At 70.3% G+C, this 21,477-nt stretch carries 20 protein-coding genes; 16 read left to right on the forward strand and 4 right to left on the reverse strand.

The window, feature by feature from the left end:
* Positions 1–147: 147 nt before the first annotated feature.
* Both ABT004_RS10510 and ABT004_RS10515 read right to left on the reverse strand, forming a co-directional pair.
* Positions 148–1,311, reverse strand: a complete 1,164-nt coding sequence (locus ABT004_RS10510) for a radical SAM protein (RefSeq protein ID WP_351333843.1) — start codon at positions 1,309–1,311, stop codon at positions 148–150.
* 73 nt (positions 1,312–1,384) lie between these two features.
* Positions 1,385–2,824 carry an aldehyde dehydrogenase family protein gene (locus ABT004_RS10515; protein ID WP_351333845.1) on the reverse strand — a complete coding sequence of 480 codons (1,440 nt, stop codon included), beginning with the start codon at positions 2,822–2,824 and terminating at the stop codon, positions 1,385–1,387.
* A 219-nt stretch (positions 2,825–3,043) separates the two neighbouring features.
* On the opposite strand from ABT004_RS10515, the gene ABT004_RS10520 reads away from it, so the two are divergent.
* The 16 genes from ABT004_RS10520 (at position 3,044) to ABT004_RS10595 (ending at position 18,546) form a co-directional block, all read left to right on the forward strand.
* On the forward strand, positions 3,044–3,979 hold the full coding sequence (locus ABT004_RS10520) for a 3-oxoacyl-[acyl-carrier-protein] synthase III C-terminal domain-containing protein (RefSeq protein ID WP_351333848.1): 936 nt from the start codon (positions 3,044–3,046) through the stop codon (positions 3,977–3,979).
* 82 nt (positions 3,980–4,061) lie between these two features.
* Positions 4,062–4,997 carry a hypothetical protein gene (locus ABT004_RS10525; protein WP_351333850.1) on the forward strand — a complete coding sequence of 312 codons (936 nt, stop codon included), beginning with the start codon at positions 4,062–4,064 and terminating at the stop codon, positions 4,995–4,997.
* Positions 4,994–5,698, forward strand: a complete 705-nt coding sequence (locus tag ABT004_RS10530) for a hypothetical protein (protein WP_351333852.1) — start codon at positions 4,994–4,996, stop codon at positions 5,696–5,698. Before ABT004_RS10525 ends, ABT004_RS10530 begins: the two co-directional genes overlap by 4 nt.
* Positions 5,695–6,882, forward strand: a complete 1,188-nt coding sequence (locus tag ABT004_RS10535) for an acyl-CoA dehydrogenase family protein (RefSeq protein WP_351333855.1) — start codon at positions 5,695–5,697, stop codon at positions 6,880–6,882. Before ABT004_RS10530 ends, ABT004_RS10535 begins: the two co-directional genes overlap by 4 nt.
* A 3-nt stretch (positions 6,883–6,885) precedes the next feature.
* Positions 6,886–8,304 (forward strand): helix-turn-helix domain-containing protein, encoded by a 1,419-nt coding sequence (locus ABT004_RS10540; protein ID WP_351333858.1) that lies wholly within the window; start codon positions 6,886–6,888, stop codon positions 8,302–8,304.
* A 27-nt stretch (positions 8,305–8,331) separates the two neighbouring features.
* Positions 8,332–8,457, forward strand: coding sequence for a hypothetical protein (locus tag ABT004_RS10545; RefSeq protein ID WP_351333860.1), 126 nt, complete (start codon positions 8,332–8,334; stop codon positions 8,455–8,457).
* 93 nt (positions 8,458–8,550) lie between these two features.
* Positions 8,551–9,900, forward strand: coding sequence for a preATP grasp domain-containing protein (locus tag ABT004_RS10550; RefSeq protein WP_351333863.1), 1,350 nt, complete (start codon positions 8,551–8,553; stop codon positions 9,898–9,900).
* Positions 9,897–11,210 (forward strand): type III PLP-dependent enzyme, encoded by a 1,314-nt coding sequence (locus ABT004_RS10555; protein ID WP_351333866.1) that lies wholly within the window; start codon positions 9,897–9,899, stop codon positions 11,208–11,210. Before ABT004_RS10550 ends, ABT004_RS10555 begins: the two co-directional genes overlap by 4 nt.
* The gene (locus tag ABT004_RS10560) at positions 11,207–11,470 is read left to right on the forward strand and encodes an acyl carrier protein (RefSeq protein ID WP_351333868.1); all 264 of its coding nucleotides are present in this window, start codon (positions 11,207–11,209) and stop codon (positions 11,468–11,470) included. Before ABT004_RS10555 ends, ABT004_RS10560 begins: the two co-directional genes overlap by 4 nt.
* 33 nt (positions 11,471–11,503) lie before the next feature.
* Positions 11,504–12,871 (forward strand): MATE family efflux transporter, encoded by a 1,368-nt coding sequence (locus tag ABT004_RS10565; protein WP_351333871.1) that lies wholly within the window; start codon positions 11,504–11,506, stop codon positions 12,869–12,871.
* The gene (locus ABT004_RS10570) at positions 12,868–13,395 is read left to right on the forward strand and encodes a hypothetical protein (protein ID WP_351333873.1); all 528 of its coding nucleotides are present in this window, start codon (positions 12,868–12,870) and stop codon (positions 13,393–13,395) included. The genes ABT004_RS10565 and ABT004_RS10570 overlap by 4 nt, the downstream gene beginning before the upstream one ends.
* Positions 13,392–13,868, forward strand: a complete 477-nt coding sequence (locus ABT004_RS10575; RefSeq protein WP_351333875.1) for a hypothetical protein — start codon at positions 13,392–13,394, stop codon at positions 13,866–13,868. Before ABT004_RS10570 ends, ABT004_RS10575 begins: the two co-directional genes overlap by 4 nt.
* Positions 13,861–14,325 carry a hypothetical protein gene (locus tag ABT004_RS10580; protein ID WP_351333877.1) on the forward strand — a complete coding sequence of 155 codons (465 nt, stop codon included), beginning with the start codon at positions 13,861–13,863 and terminating at the stop codon, positions 14,323–14,325. Before ABT004_RS10575 ends, ABT004_RS10580 begins: the two co-directional genes overlap by 8 nt.
* Positions 14,316–14,954, forward strand: coding sequence for a GNAT family N-acetyltransferase (locus tag ABT004_RS10585; RefSeq protein ID WP_351333879.1), 639 nt, complete (start codon positions 14,316–14,318; stop codon positions 14,952–14,954). The genes ABT004_RS10580 and ABT004_RS10585 overlap by 10 nt, the downstream gene beginning before the upstream one ends.
* Positions 14,951–15,331, forward strand: a complete 381-nt coding sequence (gene acpS / locus ABT004_RS10590; protein WP_351333882.1) for a holo-ACP synthase — start codon at positions 14,951–14,953, stop codon at positions 15,329–15,331. The genes ABT004_RS10585 and acpS overlap by 4 nt, the downstream gene beginning before the upstream one ends.
* An 8-nt stretch (positions 15,332–15,339) precedes the next feature.
* Positions 15,340–18,546, forward strand: coding sequence for a S41 family peptidase (locus tag ABT004_RS10595; RefSeq protein WP_351333884.1), 3,207 nt, complete (start codon positions 15,340–15,342; stop codon positions 18,544–18,546).
* A 56-nt stretch (positions 18,547–18,602) separates the two neighbouring features.
* Here ABT004_RS10595 and ABT004_RS10600 read toward each other — a convergent pair whose 3' ends face one another.
* Entirely contained in the window at positions 18,603–19,667 is a 1,065-nt protein-coding gene (locus ABT004_RS10600) for an alcohol dehydrogenase catalytic domain-containing protein (protein WP_351333886.1), read from the reverse strand.
* Positions 19,631–21,475: a hypothetical protein gene (locus tag ABT004_RS10605; protein ID WP_351333889.1), complete on the reverse strand. Its 1,845-nt coding sequence runs from the start codon at positions 21,473–21,475 to the stop codon at positions 19,631–19,633. The genes ABT004_RS10600 and ABT004_RS10605 overlap by 37 nt, the downstream gene beginning before the upstream one ends.
* Positions 21,476–21,477 lie beyond the last annotated feature (2 nt).

Consider the following 21,477-nt stretch of genomic DNA (forward strand, 5'->3'; position numbering starts at 1 on the left):
ACACTATTTTTAGTGTCTGTTGATTTTTGACTAGGCGTGGCATATTTCGTACGAGGCGGCGGCCGCCCCCCCCTCCCGGGGGCCCCCAACCCCCGCAGACGTGCCGAGCCACCCCGCCGGAGGAGGGGGCGGCGGACCGGGCGCACTTCAGACGACGGGGAGTGCCGTGCGCCCGGCGGACTCCTGCGCCGATGTCTCGGCCCAACGGGCGGAGATGCTGGCCAGCCGGTCGAGGTAGTTCTCGGAGCCCGCGTCCGCGAGGGCCTCGTTGGTGCGGACGGCGCAGTCGCATCCGTCCCAGTCGTCGGCCGCGTGCAGTGACGCGCGGCGGGCCTCGAGCCGGAACGCGGAGAGAGCCTCGACCAGCATCGGACGGCAGCGTTCACAGCCGTCCGGGCGGGACTGCACCACGTCGTCGACCTGTGGGTTGAACCAGGAGATGTCCAGGTCGCCGTAGCCCTGCTCATCCGGTGCGTCGTCCGCGCACTCGGCGAGCAGCCGTACCAGCATCCACAGTGTCGGCGGCTCCCACAGCCCCCGATCGTGCGCCCAGCCGAGCAAGGTGCCCGCCTTCGCGCTCAGCGGGAAGACCATCTGTGTCTCGAATCCGGCCGCACGGGCACCGCGCACACTGGCCAGTGTGTCCTGGTACGCCTCGCGCGGGGAGAGACCGAGCCCGCCGAGGGTGATGTTGGCGATCGGGTCGAACCCCAGCTTGCCCAGCATTGCCGCGGTGTCGACGTAAGCCTCCTGCCGGGTCGGCTTCAGGTGACACATGGTGCGCACCTCGGGGTCCCAGGACTCGACGCCGATCTGGCAGACCATCCGGGTCGTGTCCGGGAAGTACTCGCGGACGTGCGCGAGTTTCTCCTCCGTGCAGACCTCGGGCCGGGTCTCGAAGGCGAAGCTGGATGGCTTGCGCTCAGCGGCCCTCCGCAGCAACCGGTCCCGCAGCTCGACCGGGACCTCCTTCTCGTCCAGGAGGCTGCCGGACGGCGAGAGGTAAATGCAGGAGCCCTCCGGCACGGTCTCCAGCTTGCGTTCGACGGAGCGCGCCACGGCTTCCGGGCGGATCTCCGGGCCGATGCCGTAGTTGCACATGCTGCACTGCCCGGCCCGGTCGTAAGTGCAGCCCCGGGTGCGGAACCAGAACTGATGCATCTGTGATTCGGTGCGTGGATTTCCCACGGACACCGCGTAGTTCCGCACGAAGACATTGGTGTACGTGGGGTAGAGCGGTCGGTCGGCGCGTATGGCGATATTGGCCTTGACGAGTGCGCGACGCAGGGCGCGCTTTTCCGAATCGGCCATGAGCGTTCTCCTCGGAGTGGGGTACGTGTGAGTGAATGCCGGTTGGTAGATTTGCTGCCGGGTGTCCACCGGGTCAGTGGCCAGGAATTCTGTCGGTGGTGCGCGAATTCGCGGTCCTTGCGGTGTTGCGCACCTTGATGCGGGTGTACTCGAGAAGTCCCCAGTAGCCGTATTCGGAGCCCATTCCAGAGGACCGGTAGCCGCCGAAGGGGGCGTCCGGGCGCAGTGCTCCGTGCTGGTTGATCCAGACTGTCCCGCAGTCGAGGGCGGCGGCCACGGAAGCGGCCCGCTGCTCATCGCCCCAGACGGAGCCGCCGAGCCCGAACTCGGTGCCGTTCGCCCGGTCCACGGCTTCTTCGACCGAGCCGTAGGAGAGCACTGGAAGAACCGGCGCGAACTGCTCCTCGGCCTCCAGCCGGGTGCCGGGTGGGAGATCGGTGACCACCGTGGGAGAGAGGAAGTGGCCGGGCAGATCCGGGGTCGCGGTGCCCGGGACGACCCGCGCCCCGGCGTCGCGAGCCGCGTCAACCAGCCCGGTCGCCCGGTCCAGTTGGGCGCGGCTGATGAGCGGGCCGCAGTCCGTACCGGGCAGCAGCCCGTCGCCCGGCCGGACCGCAGAGGCCAGCTCTGCCAGCGCGTCGGTGAGTTGCGCGGCTTGTGGGGCGGAGACATAGACGCGTTTGATCGCGGCACAGAACTGTCCCGCGTTGACCATCGCCCCGGCGAATATCTTCGGTGCGAGCGCGTCGATGTCGGCACCGGGCAGGATCAAACAGGCGTCGTTGCCGCCGAGTTCGAGCACCAGGTGTTTGAGATGTGGTGCGACAGCGCGCGCGATGGCCCGACCCACCGGTACCGAGCCGGTGAAGGAGACCATGGGGACGTCCGGGTGCTCGGTCAGCACCGCCCCGGCGGCCGCTCCGCCGCAGACCGCGTTGAGCGCACCGGCAGGCAGCATCCCGGCCAGAAGTTCGGCCATGCGCAGCCCGGACAGGGGGGTGGCTTCCGAGGGCTTGAACACCACGGTGTTGCCCGCGAGCAGGGCCGGAGCGATCTTGGTGGCGGCCAGGATCAGCGGGAAGTTGGACGGTGCCACGGCCGCCACCGGGCCGTACGGGACACGCTCCATCGTGACCAGCGAACCCGGCTCGTCGGCAACGGTGACGTGCAGCAGAGCGAGCGCGGCGGTGTGCCCGAACCAGTCGGCGGCCAGGGCTGTCTCGGAGCGTGCTTCCGCGAGTGGCTTGCCCTGCTCGCGGGTGAGCAGCTCGGCCAGCTCTTCCTTGTGCTGGTGCACCAGCGCGCCGCAGGCGCGCAGGGTGTCCGCGCGCTCCTGGAAGGGGCGCGCGGACCAGCCAGGGAAGGCCTCGCCAGCCGCCGCGACCGCACTCCGTACGTCCGCTGCCGAGGCATCGGGCGCGTGCGCGAACGTGGCGGCGTGCGCGGGGTTCTCCACGGCGAGTCGGCGGCTGCCGGGGACGGACCGCCCGCCGATGGTCATGCCGAAGTCCACGGCTGTCTCCTTGCCCTGCCTGGCTCTGGTCCGCTGCTACCACTTCCCGGCCGCTGCCGGTTGCGGATCATCCGGGCGGCCGGGGAGGAGAGGGAATCTTGAGTCTTGGCGACTTCGCCCGCGGGGAGTAGCCCCTCTTTGAGCTATGGCCGTTGGTCCAGCCTCCTGGGCAGCCATCCGAGTCTTGGCGCCGAACGCAGCCCCGAGCACCGTTGCCGTGTGACGTCTATAGAAGCCGTATCCAGCTATCTCCCGGCCGCCAGCGTCCCGGTCGCCGATTTTCTGCGAGCGCATGGCATGACCGACGCCCGGATCCGGGTGCACGAGCGCTTCTTCGGCTTCTCCCGGGTGCCGATGGATCCCGCCACGACACAGGCCGATCACCTGGTCGCCGCGATCAATGGACTGGACGACCTGGACACCTTGCGGCCGCGCATCCGGTATGTGCTCCAGGCCCGGACCATGCCTGTCGCGGTCCCTTACCCGGTCAACCCGCTCCAGGAGGCATGCCGACGTACCGGGCTGACGGACGCGACCGCGTTCTGTCTGACCCAGCACGCCTGCGCGTCGGGGCTGCTGGCGATCGACGTCGCGGGTCGGTTGCTCGCCTCGGACGGCGACCCGGAGGCGCTGGCGCTGATCGTTGCCGGCGAGAAGACGTTCACCTCGGCGGCGCAGGTCATCAATGACACCGGGGTGATGGGGGAAGCATCCTCCGCCGCGCTGGTCAGCGCCGGCGGCTCGCGCGACCGGGTCCTGAGCTACGCGACCCGGACGCACGGCAAGTTCCACGGTGGGGCCTGGCTGGAGGCGGAGATGAACGCCGCGTTCCACGACGAGTACGCGGGCTCGCTGGCCGAGGTGATGACCGCCGCCACCGAGAGCGCGGGGCTGACCATGGACGACATGGCGCTGATCCTGCCGCACAACGTCAACCGGATGTCATGGCTGCGCGTGCTGAAGCTGCTGGGTGTCAAGGGCACCGACCGGCTGTACCTGGAGACCCTTGCCGACCATGGGCATTGCTTCGGGGCCGACGCCTTCATCAACTACCGGTCGGCACTGGACGCCGAGCGGCTCCGCCCGGGCGAGCGCTATCTGATGACGGCGGTCGGACTCGGAGCCACTTTCTCCGCGATGGTGCTCGAGCACTGAGACGGAGTGCGATGAGAACCCAGACCCGCCCAGCGCGCCGACCGTGCGGCGTGCAGTGCTCGGAGGAATCTTGGAACGGAGCATGCCTACAGCCATGTACGTGACCACAGCCCGTACGCCCCACCCCGCGGGTCGTAGCCAGGTCCGGGCAGAATCGGCCACCAAGCCGCTCAGCCTGCGGCTCGCCACGCATACCGTGGCCCGCGAGACCCGTGCGTTCTCCCACCACGACCACGACTACTTTACCGACCTGTTCCGGGACTTCGGGCTCTGCCTCGACCAAGGCGCGTTCGATGCCGGGCGCACCTCCTTCACCGACCTGGTGGCCGAGCTCCTGCCGCGGCTGGGTGGGTACGAGCACGGCTTCGACCTCGCTCTGCTGGCGAGCGCCACATCGGACGCCGAGCCGGGCTGGCCGATGTGCTTCCTCACCCAGGCGGTGCGGGACCCGGGGCTCGTCCTCGGTATCGCGGACCAGGGTGTGCTCGGACCCTTCACCGCGCTGCGGCTCGCCACCGACAGGGCCGCGGCGGGCCAGGCCACGCGGGTCCTGTTGTTCGTGCTGGACCAGCACAGCGTGCTGCACGGCGAGCCGGTGCCGGAGCGGCTCCGCGCCCAGGAGAGCGCGGGCGCCGTAGTGGTGCTCGAGGCCAAGGGCGACCCGGGCAGGGTGTCGGCTCCGGTGGTGCGAGCGGTGGAGCCGGCGGAGGTGCCGCAACAGTGGGACGCCATGGTCGCCGCCGCGGAGTCGGTGCCCGGTGCGGCCGGCCCGCTCACCACGGTCGTCGGCCCTGAGCTGGCCGCCCGTACAGCCGGTCACCCGCAAGCCGTCGAACTGCTCGCCGCACCTCTGGGTCTACCGTGCAGCGGGATCTGGGCGTTGCTGGCCGAACGGCTGCCGACGTGGCGGCGTGCGGGCCGCCGCGTACTGCTGGCCGACCACGACCCGGACCTGGGCCGGCTGGCGGGCTGCGTGATCGACATCGAACCCGAGTCAGGAGAGGAGCCCGGCGTATGACGGGACAGGAGACAGCGCGCGTCGGCGCGGGCCGCTGGCGGCTGCTGCTTGACGTGGCACGGGAGGACGGCTGGCGGCGGGCGCTCGACGAGCTGCACGCCGACGCCGCCACCGACGCGCTAGTCGTCGGCCCCGCGGGCCACGCGCTGCTGCCCGTCACGGCCCACCGCAAGGCCGCCCGGGTACGCCTCGGCGGTGTGGTGCGGGACCGCGCGGCGGGGACGGAGACCGTACGGGACACGCGGGTGCCCCAGGTGGTCATGGTGCGGGTGGACGGCGTGGCACCGGACCGGGGCGTCGATGACGCCGGGCCGACAGGAGACGAGGAGTGGGCAGTCGGCCTGGCCGGACTGCGTCTCGGTCTCTCGTACGCGCTGCTGGACGCTGCGCTGGCCCACCTGGGCGGGCGTCAGTCCGGTGACACCGCCGTACTGCACCAGCAACTGGTCAAGGGCATGGTGGCCGACGTGGTGGTGGAACACCTGGAGATCCGGGCGGTGTTGGACGCCGCCGGGGCCGACGGGCTCGCCTGGCCCGCCGTCGCCGACGTGCACCGGCGGATCACCGGCGCCGACCGGCTGCTGCTGCGGCTCTTCGGCGCGAGCGGCTACGTGGAGGACGGGCCGGGGCGGACCGCCTACGTCTCGGAGCTGCTGGCTGACGCATACGTCGGCCCTGCTGACTGGGGGGTGCCGGCATGATCGAGCTGGACGAGCGACTCACGCGGCTGCAAGGCCAGGCCTGGGAGTGGGCCGCCGAGATGCGCCCGCACGCACTGGCGGTGGACGAGGATCCGGAGCGCGTCTCGGAGATCGTGGACCTGCCGGGGCTGAGCCGGGTGGCAGCCCTCCAGATCCCCCCGGAGTACAACCCCGACCCCCTGCTGGTCGGCGGCGAGAAGTACTACCTCATGAGCGCGCTGGAGCGGGTGGTCTTCTTCGAGGAGGGCGCGTGGGGCGACCTGGGCATCATGCTGGCCTCGCCGGGCGGCCCGATGTCGGGGATCGCGGTGGACGCGCTGGGCAGCGATGCGCAGAAGGAGTGGTTCTTCGGCCGTCTGCTGGAGCGCCCCACCTGGACGTTCTTTGCCCTGACCGAACCTGAACGCGGTTCCGACGCCACCAATATGACGACCCGTCTGGATCGCGCGGAAAACAGTGAGGCGCTGCTGCTGAACGGTGCCAAGAGGTACGTCGGCAACTCGGTGCGTGCCGAACTCGGGGTGGTGTTCGCACGCACCGGACCCGGCCCGCTGGGCCTTGGCGCGGTGTTGGTCGAGCGGAGCGCGCCGGGGTTCTCGGTGGAGCCGGTACCGACACTCGGTGTCCGGGGCGCCCAGCTCGGCGCGATCACCCTCGACGGAGTGAGGGTCGCGCCCGACGAGGTGCTCGGCTCCCATCTGCCGCCCACTCGGCGTGGCATGTGGGCCTGGCTGCGCACCTTCAACTTGCTTCGTCCCGCGGTGGCGACCATGGGGGTCGGTGTGGCCCGTGCGGCGTACGAGTACGTGGGTGAGCACCGCGGCGGGCTCCGGGCAGGTGAGCGGTGGCGGCTCGAGCGGATGGGCGAACGCATCGAGACGGTGCGTCAGCTCGTCCGTAAGGCGGCCATCGCGGTGGACCATAACCCGGCCGACGGGCACCTTGCCTCGGCCGCCAAGCGCAGTGCCGCCCGGTTGGCCGAGGAGGTCACGTTGGAAGCGCTGGACTTCTTCGGTCCGGGCGCACGGCTGGATCATCCGCCATTGGAGAAGCTGGCCCGCGACGCGCGCGCCGTTGAGTACATGGAAGGCACCAGCAATATCCAGAGGCTCGGAATTTTCGGCGGAGTGGTCCGGAACGGATTCGCGCCGGGCGGGGCGGTTTCCGGGGATGGGGGGACGTGACGTATGGACTCGGATGACCGACAGGAAGGTTCCCGGGAATTCGGCGCCTTTCTGCGCGCCGCGCGTGCCGCGGCGGGCTTCACTCAGGAGGAGCTTTCGGACCGCTCCGGAGTGAGTGTCAGAACCATCAGGAATCTTGAGAAGGGCTCTATCGGTAGGCCGCGAAAGCAGTCCTTGTGGTTGCTCACGAAGGTGCTCGGGGTTTCCGAGAAAAGCCTTGATGACGCCCTGGGGAAAATCCGGGGAGATGATTCCGGCCCGCGGTGGGAGGTTCCTGCCGGACACGCCCGGCTGATCGGCAGGGATGAGGTCGTCGAGCGACTCTGTCGACGGCTCGTAGAGTCCGGCCGGGTGGAGATCGCTGGTCCCGTACCGGCGCGGCCGGACGGCACGGCGCCGGACCCCGCGCGTGACGTGACGCGACTGGCCGTGCTCACGGGGCCGCCCGGCTCCGGACGTACCGCGGTGTTGGCGCAGGTTGCCCGCAGAGTGCGCGACGCCTTCCCCGACGGGCAGATCTATGTTGATCTGTCCGGTTCGCCCGAGTCGCGTGCGACGGCACACGACCTGGCTGCCCGTCTGTTGCGCTCGCTCGACGCCTCCGTCCGCGTGGCGGACCCGGCCGAGCGGCTGGCACGGCTGCGTGGGCTACTGGCGGAACGCAGCGTGCTCGTAGTGCTGGACGGCGCCGTCGCGGAGGAACACGTGCGCCCGTTGCTGGCCGGCTCGCCGCGCAGCGCGCTGCTGGTGGGGGCCGATCGTGAACTGCCCGCGCTGGGCCGCGGTCCCGCGCTGCGGCTGGATCCGCTCGATCCCGGGGCCTGCGCCGAGTTGCTCGCGGACCTGATCGGCCGGGACCGCGTCGCAGCTGAGCCTGGTGCGCTGGACCGGCTCGTGGAGGCCTGTGGGCGGCTGCCGCTGGCCCTGCACATCGCGGGACTTTGGCTGGCCGCCCGGCCGAGCCGGCGGCTGAGCGAGCTGGCGGACCGGCTGGCCGAACGGAACGGGCGGTTGGACCAGCTCGCGGTCGGTGACCTCTCTCTGCGCGCCAGCGTCGGTGCGTTCCTGCGTCGGCAGCCGCCACAGCGGTGGGCCTCGTTGGACGAACTCGGAGCGCTGCACGGTCCCTTCGTTCCGGCGGACCTGGCACGGCTGTTCGGGATACCGCTCGCTCAGGCCGTCGATCTTGCGGAGGAGTACGAGCACAGCCAGCTCGTCCGGGCCTCGGACGGAGGGCCGGAGGGTGCCTCGCTTTATCGCCTGGAGGAATCCGTCCGGATGTTCCTGGACGCTCCGCAGAATCCGTCGGTGAGCCCGGCGGTATCTGCAATTGCCGCTGATCTGCCGGTCCGATTGCCTGTACCTATGAGCCTCGTCCGGGGTTTCCTGGACGACGAAGTCGGCCGAGCTTCGATCGGCTGACCTGAGAAATCGGAAAGGGGGTACGTCATGGAGAAGATCACCGTGAAGGCCGCGGGCAAGGCTGCCGGTAAGGCCGCGGGCAAGGCTGCCGGTAAGGCTGCCGGTAAGGCCGCGGGCAAGGCTGCCGGTAAGGCCGCGGGCAAGGCCGCCTGAGTCTGAGCAGACGTGGCGTCGCCGAATTCATTCGAGCGGCGCCACGTACGCGGCGAATGTGTTATGGAAATCGGAAATGGCGAGACTGCGGGAATGAGGGGCAGGATGGACTTCGCGGGAAGGCTCAAACGGGACCTGGTCGGCCGGGCCGACGCCCGCTTCGTCTACCTGAACAACTTCGAGGTGGAGCGCAGTTGGTCCGTCGGCGAGCCCAAGCTGCCGGGCTCCGGCATCGCCTTCGCGAACGCCACCGTCAACCGCATGGAGGAGATGGGGGTACTGCTCGCCGAGGCCGCGGACGTCGTGGTCCTCAAGGCCCCCATGGACGAGGAGTACGACGCATACCTGCACGGGATCGGCGCCGCGGCGGGCCACGTGCTCACCGCCGACGACTGCGACCCGTCCCGGACGGTCACGGAGGACGCCCTGTCCTCCCCTGAGCTGTTGCAAGCGCTGCGCAATCTGGCCGACGGCAACACCTACCTGATGCCGCTGGGCATCTCCCGCGCCGAGGAGCGGCTGGCCCAGGAGACCGGCCTTCCGCTGGCGGGACCGAGTGCCGCGGTCTGTACGGCTGTCAACGGCAAGATCTACAGCCGCGGACTGGTGGAGTCGACCGGTCTGCGGGCGGTTCCCGGCGAGGTCTGCGTGACCGTGGGCGAACTGCCGGACGCACTGCACCGCCAGCTGGCCCGCGGCACCGGTGCGGTGGTGAAGGAGTCACTCGGTGTCTCGGGGCGCGGGATGATCAAAGTCGCGAACGACAAGGCCGCGGCCAGGCTGCTCCGGCTGATCGGGCGGCGCGGCGCCGACAGCCCGGCCAATCTAGTGGTCGAGTCCTGGGTGGCCGGCGCGGAGGACCTCAACTACCAGTTCGTGGTCGGCCGTTCCGGCGTAGTCCGGTTCGAGACCGTCAAGGCCGCAGTGTTGCGCAATGGTGTGCATCAGGGCCATCGCTTCCCGGCCGTGCTCTCCGAAGCGCACACCGCTGAACTGACCGAGGCCGCCCAGCTGATCGGCAAGCAGTTGTACGCCGACGGCTACACGGGCATGGTCGGCGTGGACGCGATGCTCAGCCCGTACGGGACGCTCTACCCCTGCCTGGAGATCAACGCCAGGTTCAACATGTCCACTTACCAGAGCCGCATCACCGAGCGGCTGCTGGCCCCCGGCATGCATGGCATCGCGGCGACGATCAACCTGCGACCGTCCCGGGCGCACACCTTCGGCGAGGTGGCGGACGCCCTCGGAGACCTGCTCTTCGACGGCACGGGACGCACGGGTGTGCTGGTCAACAACTTCGCCACGCTCAACGCGGCGGCAGCGGAGGGCTCCTTCCACGGCCGGCTCTACGCGGTCTGCCTGGACGAAGGGCCGGAGAACGCCCTCGCACTGCGGACCGAGGCCGAGCTTCGTCTACAGAAGATGGTGGAATCCGCATGACGATCCAGGGCATCGCCTACCCGGAGCTGGCCCGCCGCTTCGGAACGCCGCTCTACGTCTACGATGCCGACGTCCTGACCGGGACGCTGGCCGAACTGCGCGGTGTGCTGCACCCCGCGCTCGAGGTCTTCTTCTCGCTGAAGTCCAACCCCAACATCAGTGTCTTCAGCACCCTCCAGGCGGCCGGCGCACGGGCCGAGGTCTCGTCGTTGGTCGAGCTGCGCACCGTGCTGCGCGCCGGGGCACGCCCGGAGAACATCCTCTTCCTCGGGCCGGGCAAGAGCGACGACGAGCTGCGGGCCTGCCTGGACGCCGAAATCTACGCCGTCGTCGCGGAGTCCTTCGACGAGATCGACCGGATCGACCGGTTCGCGGCCGAACGCGGCACCCGCCAGCGGGTGTTGCTGCGGGTCAATCCGTCTGTCGCGATCAGCGGTTCGCGCCTGACCATGGGCGGCAAGCCGCGCCAGTTCGGCATCGACGAGGACCAGGTGCTCGCCGCGGGTGATCTGACGGGCCGCTGGCGCCATGCCGACGTGGCCGGTGTGCAGGTCTACCTGGGCACGCGCATCCTCGATGCCGAAGTGGTCGGCAAAAACACGCGCTACATCCTGGATCTGGCGCGCCGGGTGGCGGCCGCCACGGGCATCCGGCTCGATGCCGTGGACATTGGGGGCGGGCTGGGTGTCGCGTACTTCGACGGCGAGCAGGACCTCGTCGCCGAAGCGGTGGCGAAGGAAGTCAACCCGCTGCTCGACGAGTTCCTCGCGGAGCACCCCGGGACACGCATGATCATGGAGTCGGGGCGGTATCTGACCGGCCCGGCCGGCATCTACGTCGTAGCGGTCCGGTACACGAAGGAGTCCATGGGTGAATCGTTCGCAGTCGCGGACGGCGGCACGCATCACCACATGGCGGCTGTCGGCATCGGTTCCTTCGTCAAGCGCAATTTCCCGGTCGAGGTGCTCGGCAACCTGACGGAGGGCACCGAGGTGACCGCCGGTGCGGGTCAGCCCGGTCGGTGGACCGTCACCGGCCCGCTCTGCACCCCGAACGACACCCTGCTCAAACGTGTGCCACTGCCGCCGCTGAAACCCGGCGACCTCCTCGGGGTCATGAGGTCGGGTGCCTACGGGCCCTCGGCGTCACCCGGCCTCTTCCTCAGCCACGGCTTTCCGGCCGAGGTCCTGGTCCGCGACGGAGAGGCGCACCTGGTGCGCAGCCGGGACGAATTGGAGGACCTGATCGGTAAACAGCACTTGATCGAACCGGCCGACTTGGTCGACACCACGCGAAATGGGGCCTCATGAACCGCACGCAGATTATCGAGCACATCCAGGTGGCGCTCTCCGAGGTGCTGAACAAGGAGGTGACAGAACTCAGCGAGGACACTCGCCTGTTCGAGGACCTGGCGCTGGACTCCACGAGCGTCATCGAACTGCTCATGGCCCTGGAAGACACAGTGGGTCTGGAGATCGACCCGGACGAACTGGACCCCGAGGTCTTCAAGACGGTCCGCAGCCTCGCCGACTACGTGGACGCCGGTCGGCTCGACCCCACGGCTTCCTAGCTTTCCCACCGGACATTTTCGGATGATGGTGACATGACCACTACCAGCGTCGAGCACGACGCCTCCCACACGCGCATCGCGCGGATCTCGCTGCCGATGGCGCTCTCGAACGCCATCGGCACAGCGTCACAGCTCGTCGTCACCGGGCTGATCGGCCGGCTGGGCGAGGACGAGCTGTACATTCGCTCGGTGTACACGCCGATCGCCTTTCTGGTGCTGGCGCTGACCACCGGGCTGGCGGTGACTCTGCAAGTCGTGGTGGCGCAGGCGTTCGGGCGTGGCGACAAGGACCAGGTGCCGCGCTATATGGGGAGCGTCGCACGCAGTGGCATCGTGCTGTTCCTCGCGCTGGGCGCGTTACTAATCGTGCTCAGCGGGGTGCTGGCTGATGCCGTGCAGGTGGTGCCCGGACAACGCGGCGAGTTCCGGCTCTTCCTGGCCGCGATGGTGGGTGCCTCGGTGCTCGGCATGCTGGGCGAGATCTGTTCCGCCGCGCTGCGCGGCCTCGGCCGCGGTGGCGTGGCGGCGATCACTACCGGGCTCTATGTGGGGCTCAACATCGCCGCGGTCGCTGTCGGTGGCCTCGTGCTCGACGGCGGCCTGATGGCGGTGCCGCTGGCCGCCGCGCTGGCCGGTGCCGTCGAGGTCGTGATCTGTCTCGCCGTGCTGGTACGGGCCGGGCTGGTGCGGCTCCCCGCACTGACTGGCTGGCGCCCGGAGACCCCCGTCATGCTGCGGCAGATCGGCGCGCCGGTGGCGGCGTCGTTCCTGGTGCTGGTCGTGGTCAACTTCGTGCTCCTGCGGATCGTCGCGCCGGCCGGCCAGCTGGCGGTGGCCGGCTTCAGTGTCGGATACATGGTGCAGACGGCGATCGTGGTGCCCGCGGTCGGCTTCGCCTCCGGGGTGGCGGTGCTGATGAACCAGGCGCTCGCCGCTGGGCGGTCGGAGACGGTGCGCCTGATTTTCCGGCGTGGCATGGTGCTCGGCCTCATCGGCTACGCGGTGCTCACCGTCTTGGTGCTGTCCCTCGCGGATCCGCTGACCAACCTGCTGGCAGGCAGCCCGGACGTGGCCGAACAGGCCCGACGTTTCGTGGACATCGTGGGCGTCACCTTCGGCTGCACGGGCATGATGCTCATTGTCCTGACCGTCATGGAGCAGGTGGGACACGCACGACTCGCCATGATTTTCAACGCCGGATACTTCGCGCTCATCGTGACGGTCGGCTGGGCGCTGGTCGGCACGACCGACGACGTGAGTCGCCTGTACTGGACGATGGCGACCGGCGCGCTGCTCAGCCTGCTGGTCGGTGTCCCCTACGCCAGCCGGTTTGCGCTGCGCCCGAAGAGTCTCCACCCCGAGCACGCGGAGCCCGAACCCACTCCGGAGGCCGACGTATGACGGCCGCGGCGGACGGCGCGCTTGCCGTCACGGAGGACGCGCACGTACCGGACCGCTGGTCCGCTCATCCCTACACAGAGGCCGACCTGCCCACTGTCCTCGCGTTCTTCACGGAGCCCGATTTCTACTTCCGCACTGTCCATCCGGGGCTGGCGGCCGAGGCGGAGATCGTCGCGCTGCTGGACGAGGACACCCGTGTGCTCTGCGCGGACGGCGAGCCCGTGGGGCTGTACGCCATGGCACCGACCGATGGTGTCAGCGCACACTACGAACTGGACTTCCGGCTGCGGCACTGCGCGCCGGACACTTGGTGGACAGCCGCCTACCGCGAGATCGAGGCCGGCCTTCGGGAGCGGACCGAAGCGGTGCGGCTGACGGTCACCGCAGGGGAATTCGACTCGCGGCTGCTCGGCATTCTGCGCGGTCTGCCGCTGACCGAGGAGGGCGTACTCGAACACGTCGTCCTGCACCGCGGCAGTTACCGCGGCTACCACCACTTCGTACAGCTCTGGGGAGTGGCGTGAGCAGTCTCTACGGATACCGGGAGTCCGACCGCGTGCTACTGACGGGGAACTGGCCGCCCGGCGAGCTGTTGGCCGCGCCGTTGACCGGTCGACCCGCGCTGGCCGAGCCAGTGAGAGTCCAGCCGCCCAGGTCCTGCTCGGACGAGCGGCTGTACCTGACGTCGGCGGGCGGTTTCGTCCGCTTCGTTGAGGTCGACTGGGTGGTCCGCCGCGCCCGGCTGGAGATCGGCCTCCAAGAGGAGGCCCGTGCCGTCGTGGCGGATGTCTTGGCCGAGGCGGTGGCGGTGGCTGCCGACGCGCTGGGGCTGCGCCGGTTGTATGGCTGGCTCACGCCGACGGTGCCGGGCCAGGCCGCAGTGGTGGCGGCGGCGGAGGCGGTCGGCTTCCGGCGGGAGGCGACCGTGCCACAGGCGCTGTGGCACGCCGGGGAAGCCGTGGACCGTGACCTCTGGGGGATCGTGCACGATGACTGAGCTGAATGTGCTCACCGCCGAGGCTGCAGCGACTGCCCTCGGCCGCTGCGGCCAGGCCGCCCGCGGTTTCCTGGGGCTGGATCCGGTGACACAGAACGATGCGCTGCTCGTCCTCAGGCTGCGGGCCGAGGAAGCACTGGTGTTCCGCTACGGCGGCGGCAACGCCCCAGTGGCGAGCGTGCTGGGCGCGGTGTGGAACCCGCACAACCCCCGGCAGGCGGTGGTGTCGAGTACCACCGAAGACCCCGAGGCACTGACCGCACTGCTGGACTTCCTCCGTACGCACCGCCGATGCGTGGGCGCGGTTGGCGTGTGCGCGTCGGCCGATCCGGCGCACGCCGGGTTCGCCGCGACCGGATTCCGGCCGGTCGGGGTGTTGCGCGCGCACTTCTTCCGCTCCGGTGCGTACCTCGACGCGACCGTCCACCATCGCTCTCTGGAACCGGCATGGCGCTGACCATCAGGCACTTCACTGAGGCGGACATCCCGGTCCGCGGCGAGCTGCTGCGAGACCCGGAATTCCAGGCGAACCTCACGGACTTCGCCATGGCGACGGCCGACGATGCGCTCGCGGAGTGGCACCGCAGGACCATTCACGAGGAGCACGACACCAAACGGATCTTCACTGTCTGCCGTGGGGATGAGGTGATCGGCTTCTGGTGGATGACCTCGATCGACTGGCCCAGCCGCCGCTGCGAACTCTCCTTCGCCCTGCTGCCGCGGTTCCGTGGTGCGTTCGGCACGCTGCTCGTTCAAGCCGCGCAACGCTACCTGCACTTGGAGCTGAACATGGAGGTGATCGTCGACCAGGTGCTCGAGCACAACGTGATGCTGCACTCCAGCAGCCGGCTGGACGAACTGCACCGGCTGCGCCGCCGGTTCGACCAGTACACCGCGGGCCGCTGGTGCACCGCCTGCTACTGGACCCGTACCGCGGCGGACTTCGAAGCGGATCGGACAGAGATCGACCGCCGCCGTAGCGAGCGTGCGGCGCGCATCCGCTCGGCCCTGCAGGACAGTCGCCAGGGCCATGGAGACGAGCAGAGGACCGGTCAGGGAGATGTGCAGGGGGACGCAGGGGCATGAGGGTGGGCGTCGATCTGCTGTCGGTGCGGCGCTTCGCGAAGGTCGCCACACACCCGAAGTACCGCGCGGTGTTGTTCACCCGCGCCGAACTCGCCCAGGCCGAAGGGCTGGGCGAGGAGCGGTGCGTCGAGCGACTGGCCGGGCGGTTCTGCGTCAAAGAGGCGACCTGCAAAGTGCTCGGTCGTGGCTTCGGCCAGGGGCTGCGCTGGCGTGACATCGAGGTGCTGAACGACGATTGGGGTGCGCCCCGGGTGACGCTCTCGGGCGGCGCCCGAGAGCTGGCCGAGGCGGCCGGGCTGGGCGAGGTGGCGGTCACCCTTACACACCAGGCGGATTTGGCCGTTGCCGTCGCTATCGCTGGGCCGTCGGCCGGATGATTCCCGGGGTGGGTGCGACGCCCGGGTATCTGCGCCAGCCGACGATTTGCGGCGATGAGCTGGTCTTCGTCTGCGAAGACGACCTGTGGTGGGCCCCGGCCGAGGGCGGGCAGGCGGTCCGGCTGACCGCCTCCGTCGGCCCGATGCAGGGCCCGCGGTTCGCCCCGGACGGCCGGTCGGTGGCCTTCACCGGTACCGATGACGGGCCTCAGGAGGTGTATCTCCTGGAGCTGGCCGGTGGCCCGCCGCGCCGACTGACCCACCAGGCGGCCCAGCGCTGCAGCGTGGTCGGCTGGCACCCGGACACCGGTGAGGTCCTCTATGCCTCGGACGCCCACCAGCTGCCCGATTTCGGGCCCCGACTGTTCGCGGTCGACCCGGCGGGCGGCGAGCCCCGCCTGCTGCCGTATGGCTCTGCCACCGTGCTCGCGCACGGTCCCGGCGGTGCGCTGGTACTGGGGCGGAACACGGGCGACCCGGCGCGCTGGAAGCGCTACCGGGGCGGCGCGGCAGGGGAGCTGTGGACCACCGATGACGGGGGTGCCGCCGGCGTCGTGCGCGACCGTGCGGTTGACCGCCCTGCCGCGTCACAGGGCCGCAGGTTTCGGCCGCTGGTGGAGCTGCCGGGAAATCTCGCCGCACCCTGCTGGGCCGCGGGGCGTGTGTGGTTCCTGTCGGACCATGAGGGCGTGGGAAACGTCTACTCCTGCGCGGCGGACGGCACAGATCTCACCCGGCACACCCACCACCGGGACTTCTACGCCCGGGCGTTGCACTCCGACGGCACACGGCTGGTCCATCAGGTCGGAGCGGAGCTGATGCTGCTGGACCCGGCGGGAGGCGGGCCGCGTCGAATCGATCTGGTGACACACCGCACCGGAGCACGGCGCCGCCGGACGGTCGTGTCCGCGGCACAGCATCTAGAGCACGCCCACCCCAGCCCGGATGGCGCCCGAACCGCGCTGGTGGTGCGGGGGCAAGTGTGCACGCTGGGCCACTGGGAGGGCCCGGCGCGCATGCACGGCGTGCGGGACGGCGCCCGATACCGTCTGCCCGCCTGGCTGCCGGACGGCCACAGGTTGGCTGTCGTGCTGGCCGACGAGTGCCCCGACGAACGCTTGGTCCTGCTCGACACGGCGGTTCACGGTCCGCCCTCGGAGCTCGAACTTCCGGACTTGGGGCGCGCGTTGGAGTTGGAGGCGTCGCCTACCGCCGATACGATCGCGGTCGCGAACCACCGGCACGAGCTGTACGCGGTGGACCTGCCCGCCGACGGTCCGCCGACGGTCCGGCAGCTGGACCACAGCCCGTACGCGCCGATCACCGGCCTTGCCTGGTCCCCCGACGGTCGCTGGCTGGCGTACACGCTGCCGACCGGTCCGCAGACCTCGGCTGTCAAGCTCGCAGATCTGGCGACAGGGGAGTGCCACCAGATCACCGAGCCGGTGCTGCGCGACCACTCGCCCTGCTTCGATCCGGAGGGACGGTTCCTGTACTTCCTCGGGCAGCGCAGACTGTCGCCCGTGCAGGATCCGGTCACTCGAGGCTTCGGCTTCCCGCACGCCTCTCACCCGTACCTGCTCACCCTCCACGCCGATCAGCCCTCGCCGTTCGTGGTCCGGCCCAGCGCTCCGGGTGAGGAGCCGGAGCCGCCGCTGCGCACAGCGCACGAGGAGGACTCCGGCATCGACCTCGCGGGCATCTCGGGTCGGGTCGTGGCGTTTCCGGTGCCGTCGGGCGAGTACCTGGCGGTGCTAGGCACACCGTCAGGGGCACTGTTGCTGACTGCCTCGGAACAGGACTCGGAGGGCGCCGAGCTGGTCTTCTTCGACCTCACCGCGCTGGAGCTCCGCCCGGTCGCAGACGCGGTGTCCGAACCTCGACTCAACGCCGCGGGGGACACCCTGCTGTACCGCTCCGGCGACCGGCTGCGTGCACTGCCGGCCGAATGCGCGGCTCGCGACCGGGAGCTCGACGAAGAGGACGCTCCAGGCCCCGGGGCGGGCTGGGTCGATCTGGGGCGGGTCCGCCCCTCGGTGCTGCCCGAGGCGGAGTGGCGTCAGTTGTTCCGCGAGGTGTGGCGGCTCCAGAGGGACCACTTCTGGGAGCCCGCGACGGGCGGGGTGGACTGGGCCGCCGTTTACCGGCGCTATCTGCCGCTACTCGACCGGGTGGGCAGCCGCGCGGAACTCTCCGACCTCCTCTGGGAGATGCAGGCCGAGCTGGGGACCTCGCACGCTTATGAGTTCAGCGGCACAGCCGGCCTCGACCGGCGACCGGGTCAGGGGTTCCTCGGCGTGGACTGGGTACCGGGCCACGGCTCCGCCCGGATCGCGCACGTGCTCACCGGCGACCCGGGTCACCACGCCACGGCTGTCCCAGTGCGCCGGCTCGGGGTGGACATCCGCCCCGGCGACGTGGTCACCGCCGTCGACGGCCGCCCGGTGGGCCCGCCGGGCGTCGGCCCTCTGCTGGCCGGGCGTGCAGGGCAGGAGATCGAGCTGACGCTCCGCCGGGACGGCGCCGAACGCCGGGTACGCGTGCGGGCAGGTGCCGACGAGCGCCCGGCCCGCTACCTGGACTGGGTGCGGGACCGACGCGACGAAGTACGTGAGCGGACAGGCGGGCGGGTCGGCTACGTGCACATCCCCGATCTGTACGCCGACGGGTATGCCGCGTTCGTCCGTGGCTTCCTCGCCGAGCACGACCGGGCGGCGCTCATCGTCGACGCGCGGTTCAACCCGGGAGGGTTCACCTCACCGTTGGTGCTGGACCGACTGGCCCGGCGGCGGGAGGGATACGAGCACAGTCGGTGGGAAGGGGCTCTGCCCTGCCCTGTGCAGTCACCGCGCGGCCCGTTGATAGCTCTTGTCAATGAACACACCGGCTCCGACGGCGAGGTCTTCGCACACCTCTTCCGCGCACGCGGCCTCGGCCCAATTGTCGGACGACGCACGTGGGGTGGCGTGATCGCCACCCACCCCCGCCATCCGCTGGTCGACGGCACGCTCACCACCCAGCCCGAGTACGCCTACACCTTCACCGACGTGGGGCAGAGTCTGGAGAACCATGGGATCGAGCCGGACATCTCGGTGGACGATGCGCCGTACGGGCGGACGCACGGCATTCCTTCCGGGCACGGGGCGGGTGACGACGTGCAGTTGGCGCGGGCGATCCGGGTGGCGCTGGAGGCTCTGGAGGACGGCAGCCGCTGAGCTGCTGTTCCGTCTGTCACGTTTAAAGGCGCCGCAGACGGGACCGCAGTCCACCGTCAGCCGATCTCCAGCACCGTTTTGAATGCCCGCCGCTGGTCAAAGGCCTCATACGCCTCCGGTGCGGCGGCCAGCGGAACCCGGTCGGAGACCACCTGGCACGGGTCGATCGACCCGTCGCGGACGAGGCCGAGTACCTCGTCCCGCAGCGTGATTGGGTCGCCCACGGTGAAACGCAGCGTCCACTCCCGGGCGAACGCCAGGCCGGTCGGGAAGGGCATGGCGGTCGAGTGGTGCGAACCGGCCACCGCGATCGTCGCCCCCGCGCCGGCCGTCTCCAGGGCGAAGCGGAGCGCGGCATCGGTGCCGACCGCCTCCACCACCCGCTGGGCGCCGCCTGGACCGACCGCCAGGGCCGCGGACGGCTCGGCCGGGTCCACCGCGCGGAAACCGAGCGTTTCCGCGCGTGCCCGACGGGAGCCATCCGTGTCCGCGACGACCGTCTCTACTGCTCCCGCCAGCCGGGCGCAGAGTGCGGCCAGCAGGCCCACCGGCCCCGCACCGACGACCGCGGCGCGGTCACCCGCTTGGACGCCCGCGTTCCGCACCGCCGCGTAGGCGGTCGTCAACACGTCTCCGACGAACAGGCCCTGCTCGTCGGAAACGTCCGCCGGGGTGGCGCCGAGCACCACGTCGGCGAACGGGACCCGCACGAACTCGGCTTGCCCGCCGTCCACCGGCTTGCCCACCACGTCGGCGTATCCGAACAGGCTCACCTCGGCGCACTGGTAATGCATACCACGTGCGCACTGCGCGCAGCGCCCGCAGGCCACTACATCGGAGGCGAACACCCGGTCGCCAGGCCGGAACCGTGCCTCGGGCCCTGCGCTGTGCACCACCCCGGCGAACTCGTGTCCGAGCACGGTGCCCGACGCGAAGTCAGGGAGCTCGCCCCGGTACGGGTGCAGGTCCGTGCCGCACACGGCGGCCCGGGTGACCCGGACGATCGCGTCCCGCGGCCCTTGAAGCACGGGTAGCGGCAGCTCCTCTACCGCGACCCGGCCGGGCCCGCGGTAGACCACGCCCTTCATTCCGCCCCCGGCGCCGGCCGTTCCGGATTCCATACCGTCCATTCCTTTCCGGCCAGTTCGCTGACCACGCGGGTGTTCCGGCTGCCCGGACCGGGCAGCACCACCTCGGCCTTCACGGGGTCGGGCGCGTGGTTGACCAGCAGCACACCGCTGCCGTCGCCCACCCCGGTGACCACCTCGACGTCGGGCGCGTCGCACGTCACCTGCGGCCCGGTGCCCGCCAGCCGGGCGAGCCGCCGGTAGAACTCCTCCCACGGTTGCTCAGCGAGCCGCCCTGGCCGGTCCAACATGGCCTCCAGCGGCGCGTTGGTGAACAGCACGCTCCCTCGTCCGGTCCGACGCGATGTCAGCGCAGGGCTGCCGTCCGGGTAGCGTGCGAGCACCGTGCAGTCGGGCGTGACCAGCAGGGTGGTCGGGCGGGCCGCGACGGTGGACCAGTCGAGCGGCCATGTGCCCTCACCCCACTCCAGCCTCTCCTTTCCGGCGGGTGGGCAGACGTCCTCGAGCTCGACGCCGGTCAGTTCGGTGCCGGGGAAGCCGTGCAGGTGGTCGCCCATCGACAGATAGACGGTGGCGCCCTTTTCCGCGGCCTGCCGAAGCCGGTCCAGGTCCGTCATCGTGAGGTGGGTCACCGACGGGCAGAGCAGCAAAGTTCGGCCCGTCACCTCGCGGGCCGTCACATCGAAAGCCAGATGGGTTCGTTTCAGCAAGGTGTAGGCGTGGAACGCGGCTACCGCGCTGCCGCCGCCGTCGAGGTAGCTGCTGCCCCCACCGCGCATCCGCTCGGGCAGGTAGAGCGCGATCTCCTGGGGTGGGCGTCCTGGAGCGGGCGCAGGCGGGTCCGCAACCACCCGGCGCAGCGCCGCCATGGTGGCGCGTGGTGTGTAGTCCAGCCGGTGCAGCCCGGTCAGCCGCTCCAACGGGCGTTCCTGGTAAGGCTCGTCCGTCGAGGCGATGTCCCGCCAGCACCACACCAGCGCGCCGGCCGCACCGTTGCCGACTGCCGAGGCGAGCGCGGCGCCCAGGTATCTGGCGCTAGTGCGCTCCGCTACGCCGTAGCTGCCGATCTCGTCCACCAGCGGCACGCCGTACGCCGCGGATGCCCGGACCAGGAACGGCACCAGGGAGGTGGCCCGGTAGGACAGCGTGGACTCGATCGCGCCGGGTGCCCAGGAGGGGAAGCCGTGGGTGCCGATCAGGTCCAGACTCGCGCTGTTGTCACTGCCGTAGGGCACACCGTCGAACACGCCGGACGGGTCGTTCGCCTGGAGGACCAGCACCCCCGGATCCTCCGCGCGCAGCACCCCGGCGATGCGCTCCTGCCAGTCGGCCACGTCGGCGCGGTCGAGAGCTTGCGCTGCCGCCGGGTCGATGTGCCACAGCTCGTCACCCAGGTCGTACGCCAGCAGACCGTCCTGGCCGCGCAGCGCGCGGGCCACCTCCCGGGCCAGCAGCTGCTCCGCGTCCAACAGTCCCGGGTCCCGCCATATGTTTCGCCCGGCCCGCCACGGCACGTCCAGCAGTTGGCCGTTCATCCAGACAGTGAAGAGCGAGACCACACAGGTGAGCCGGGCGTCATGCGCCGTCGCTACCGCCGTGCGCAGCCGGTCCAGGGTCACCTTGTCCACCGAGGCCGGGTCGGGCTGTGCATCCCGCCAGAACAGGAACAGCCGCACGGTTGTCAGCCCCGCCTCGGCCATCTGCTCGAAGTCGGTCCGGAGCGCGTCCCGGTCCCAGTCGGACCAGATCCGGCAACCCGCCTCCGCAGGGTGGTAGTTGACGCCGAGCGCAAGGAAGGGGCGGCCGTCCCGGTTGAGTCGGCCGTCGTGCACCGCGAACATCG

Origin of the sequence: Streptomyces sp. NPDC002790 (assembly GCF_040295505.1) — a bacterium.
GTDB lineage: Bacteria > Actinomycetota > Actinomycetes > Streptomycetales > Streptomycetaceae > Streptomyces.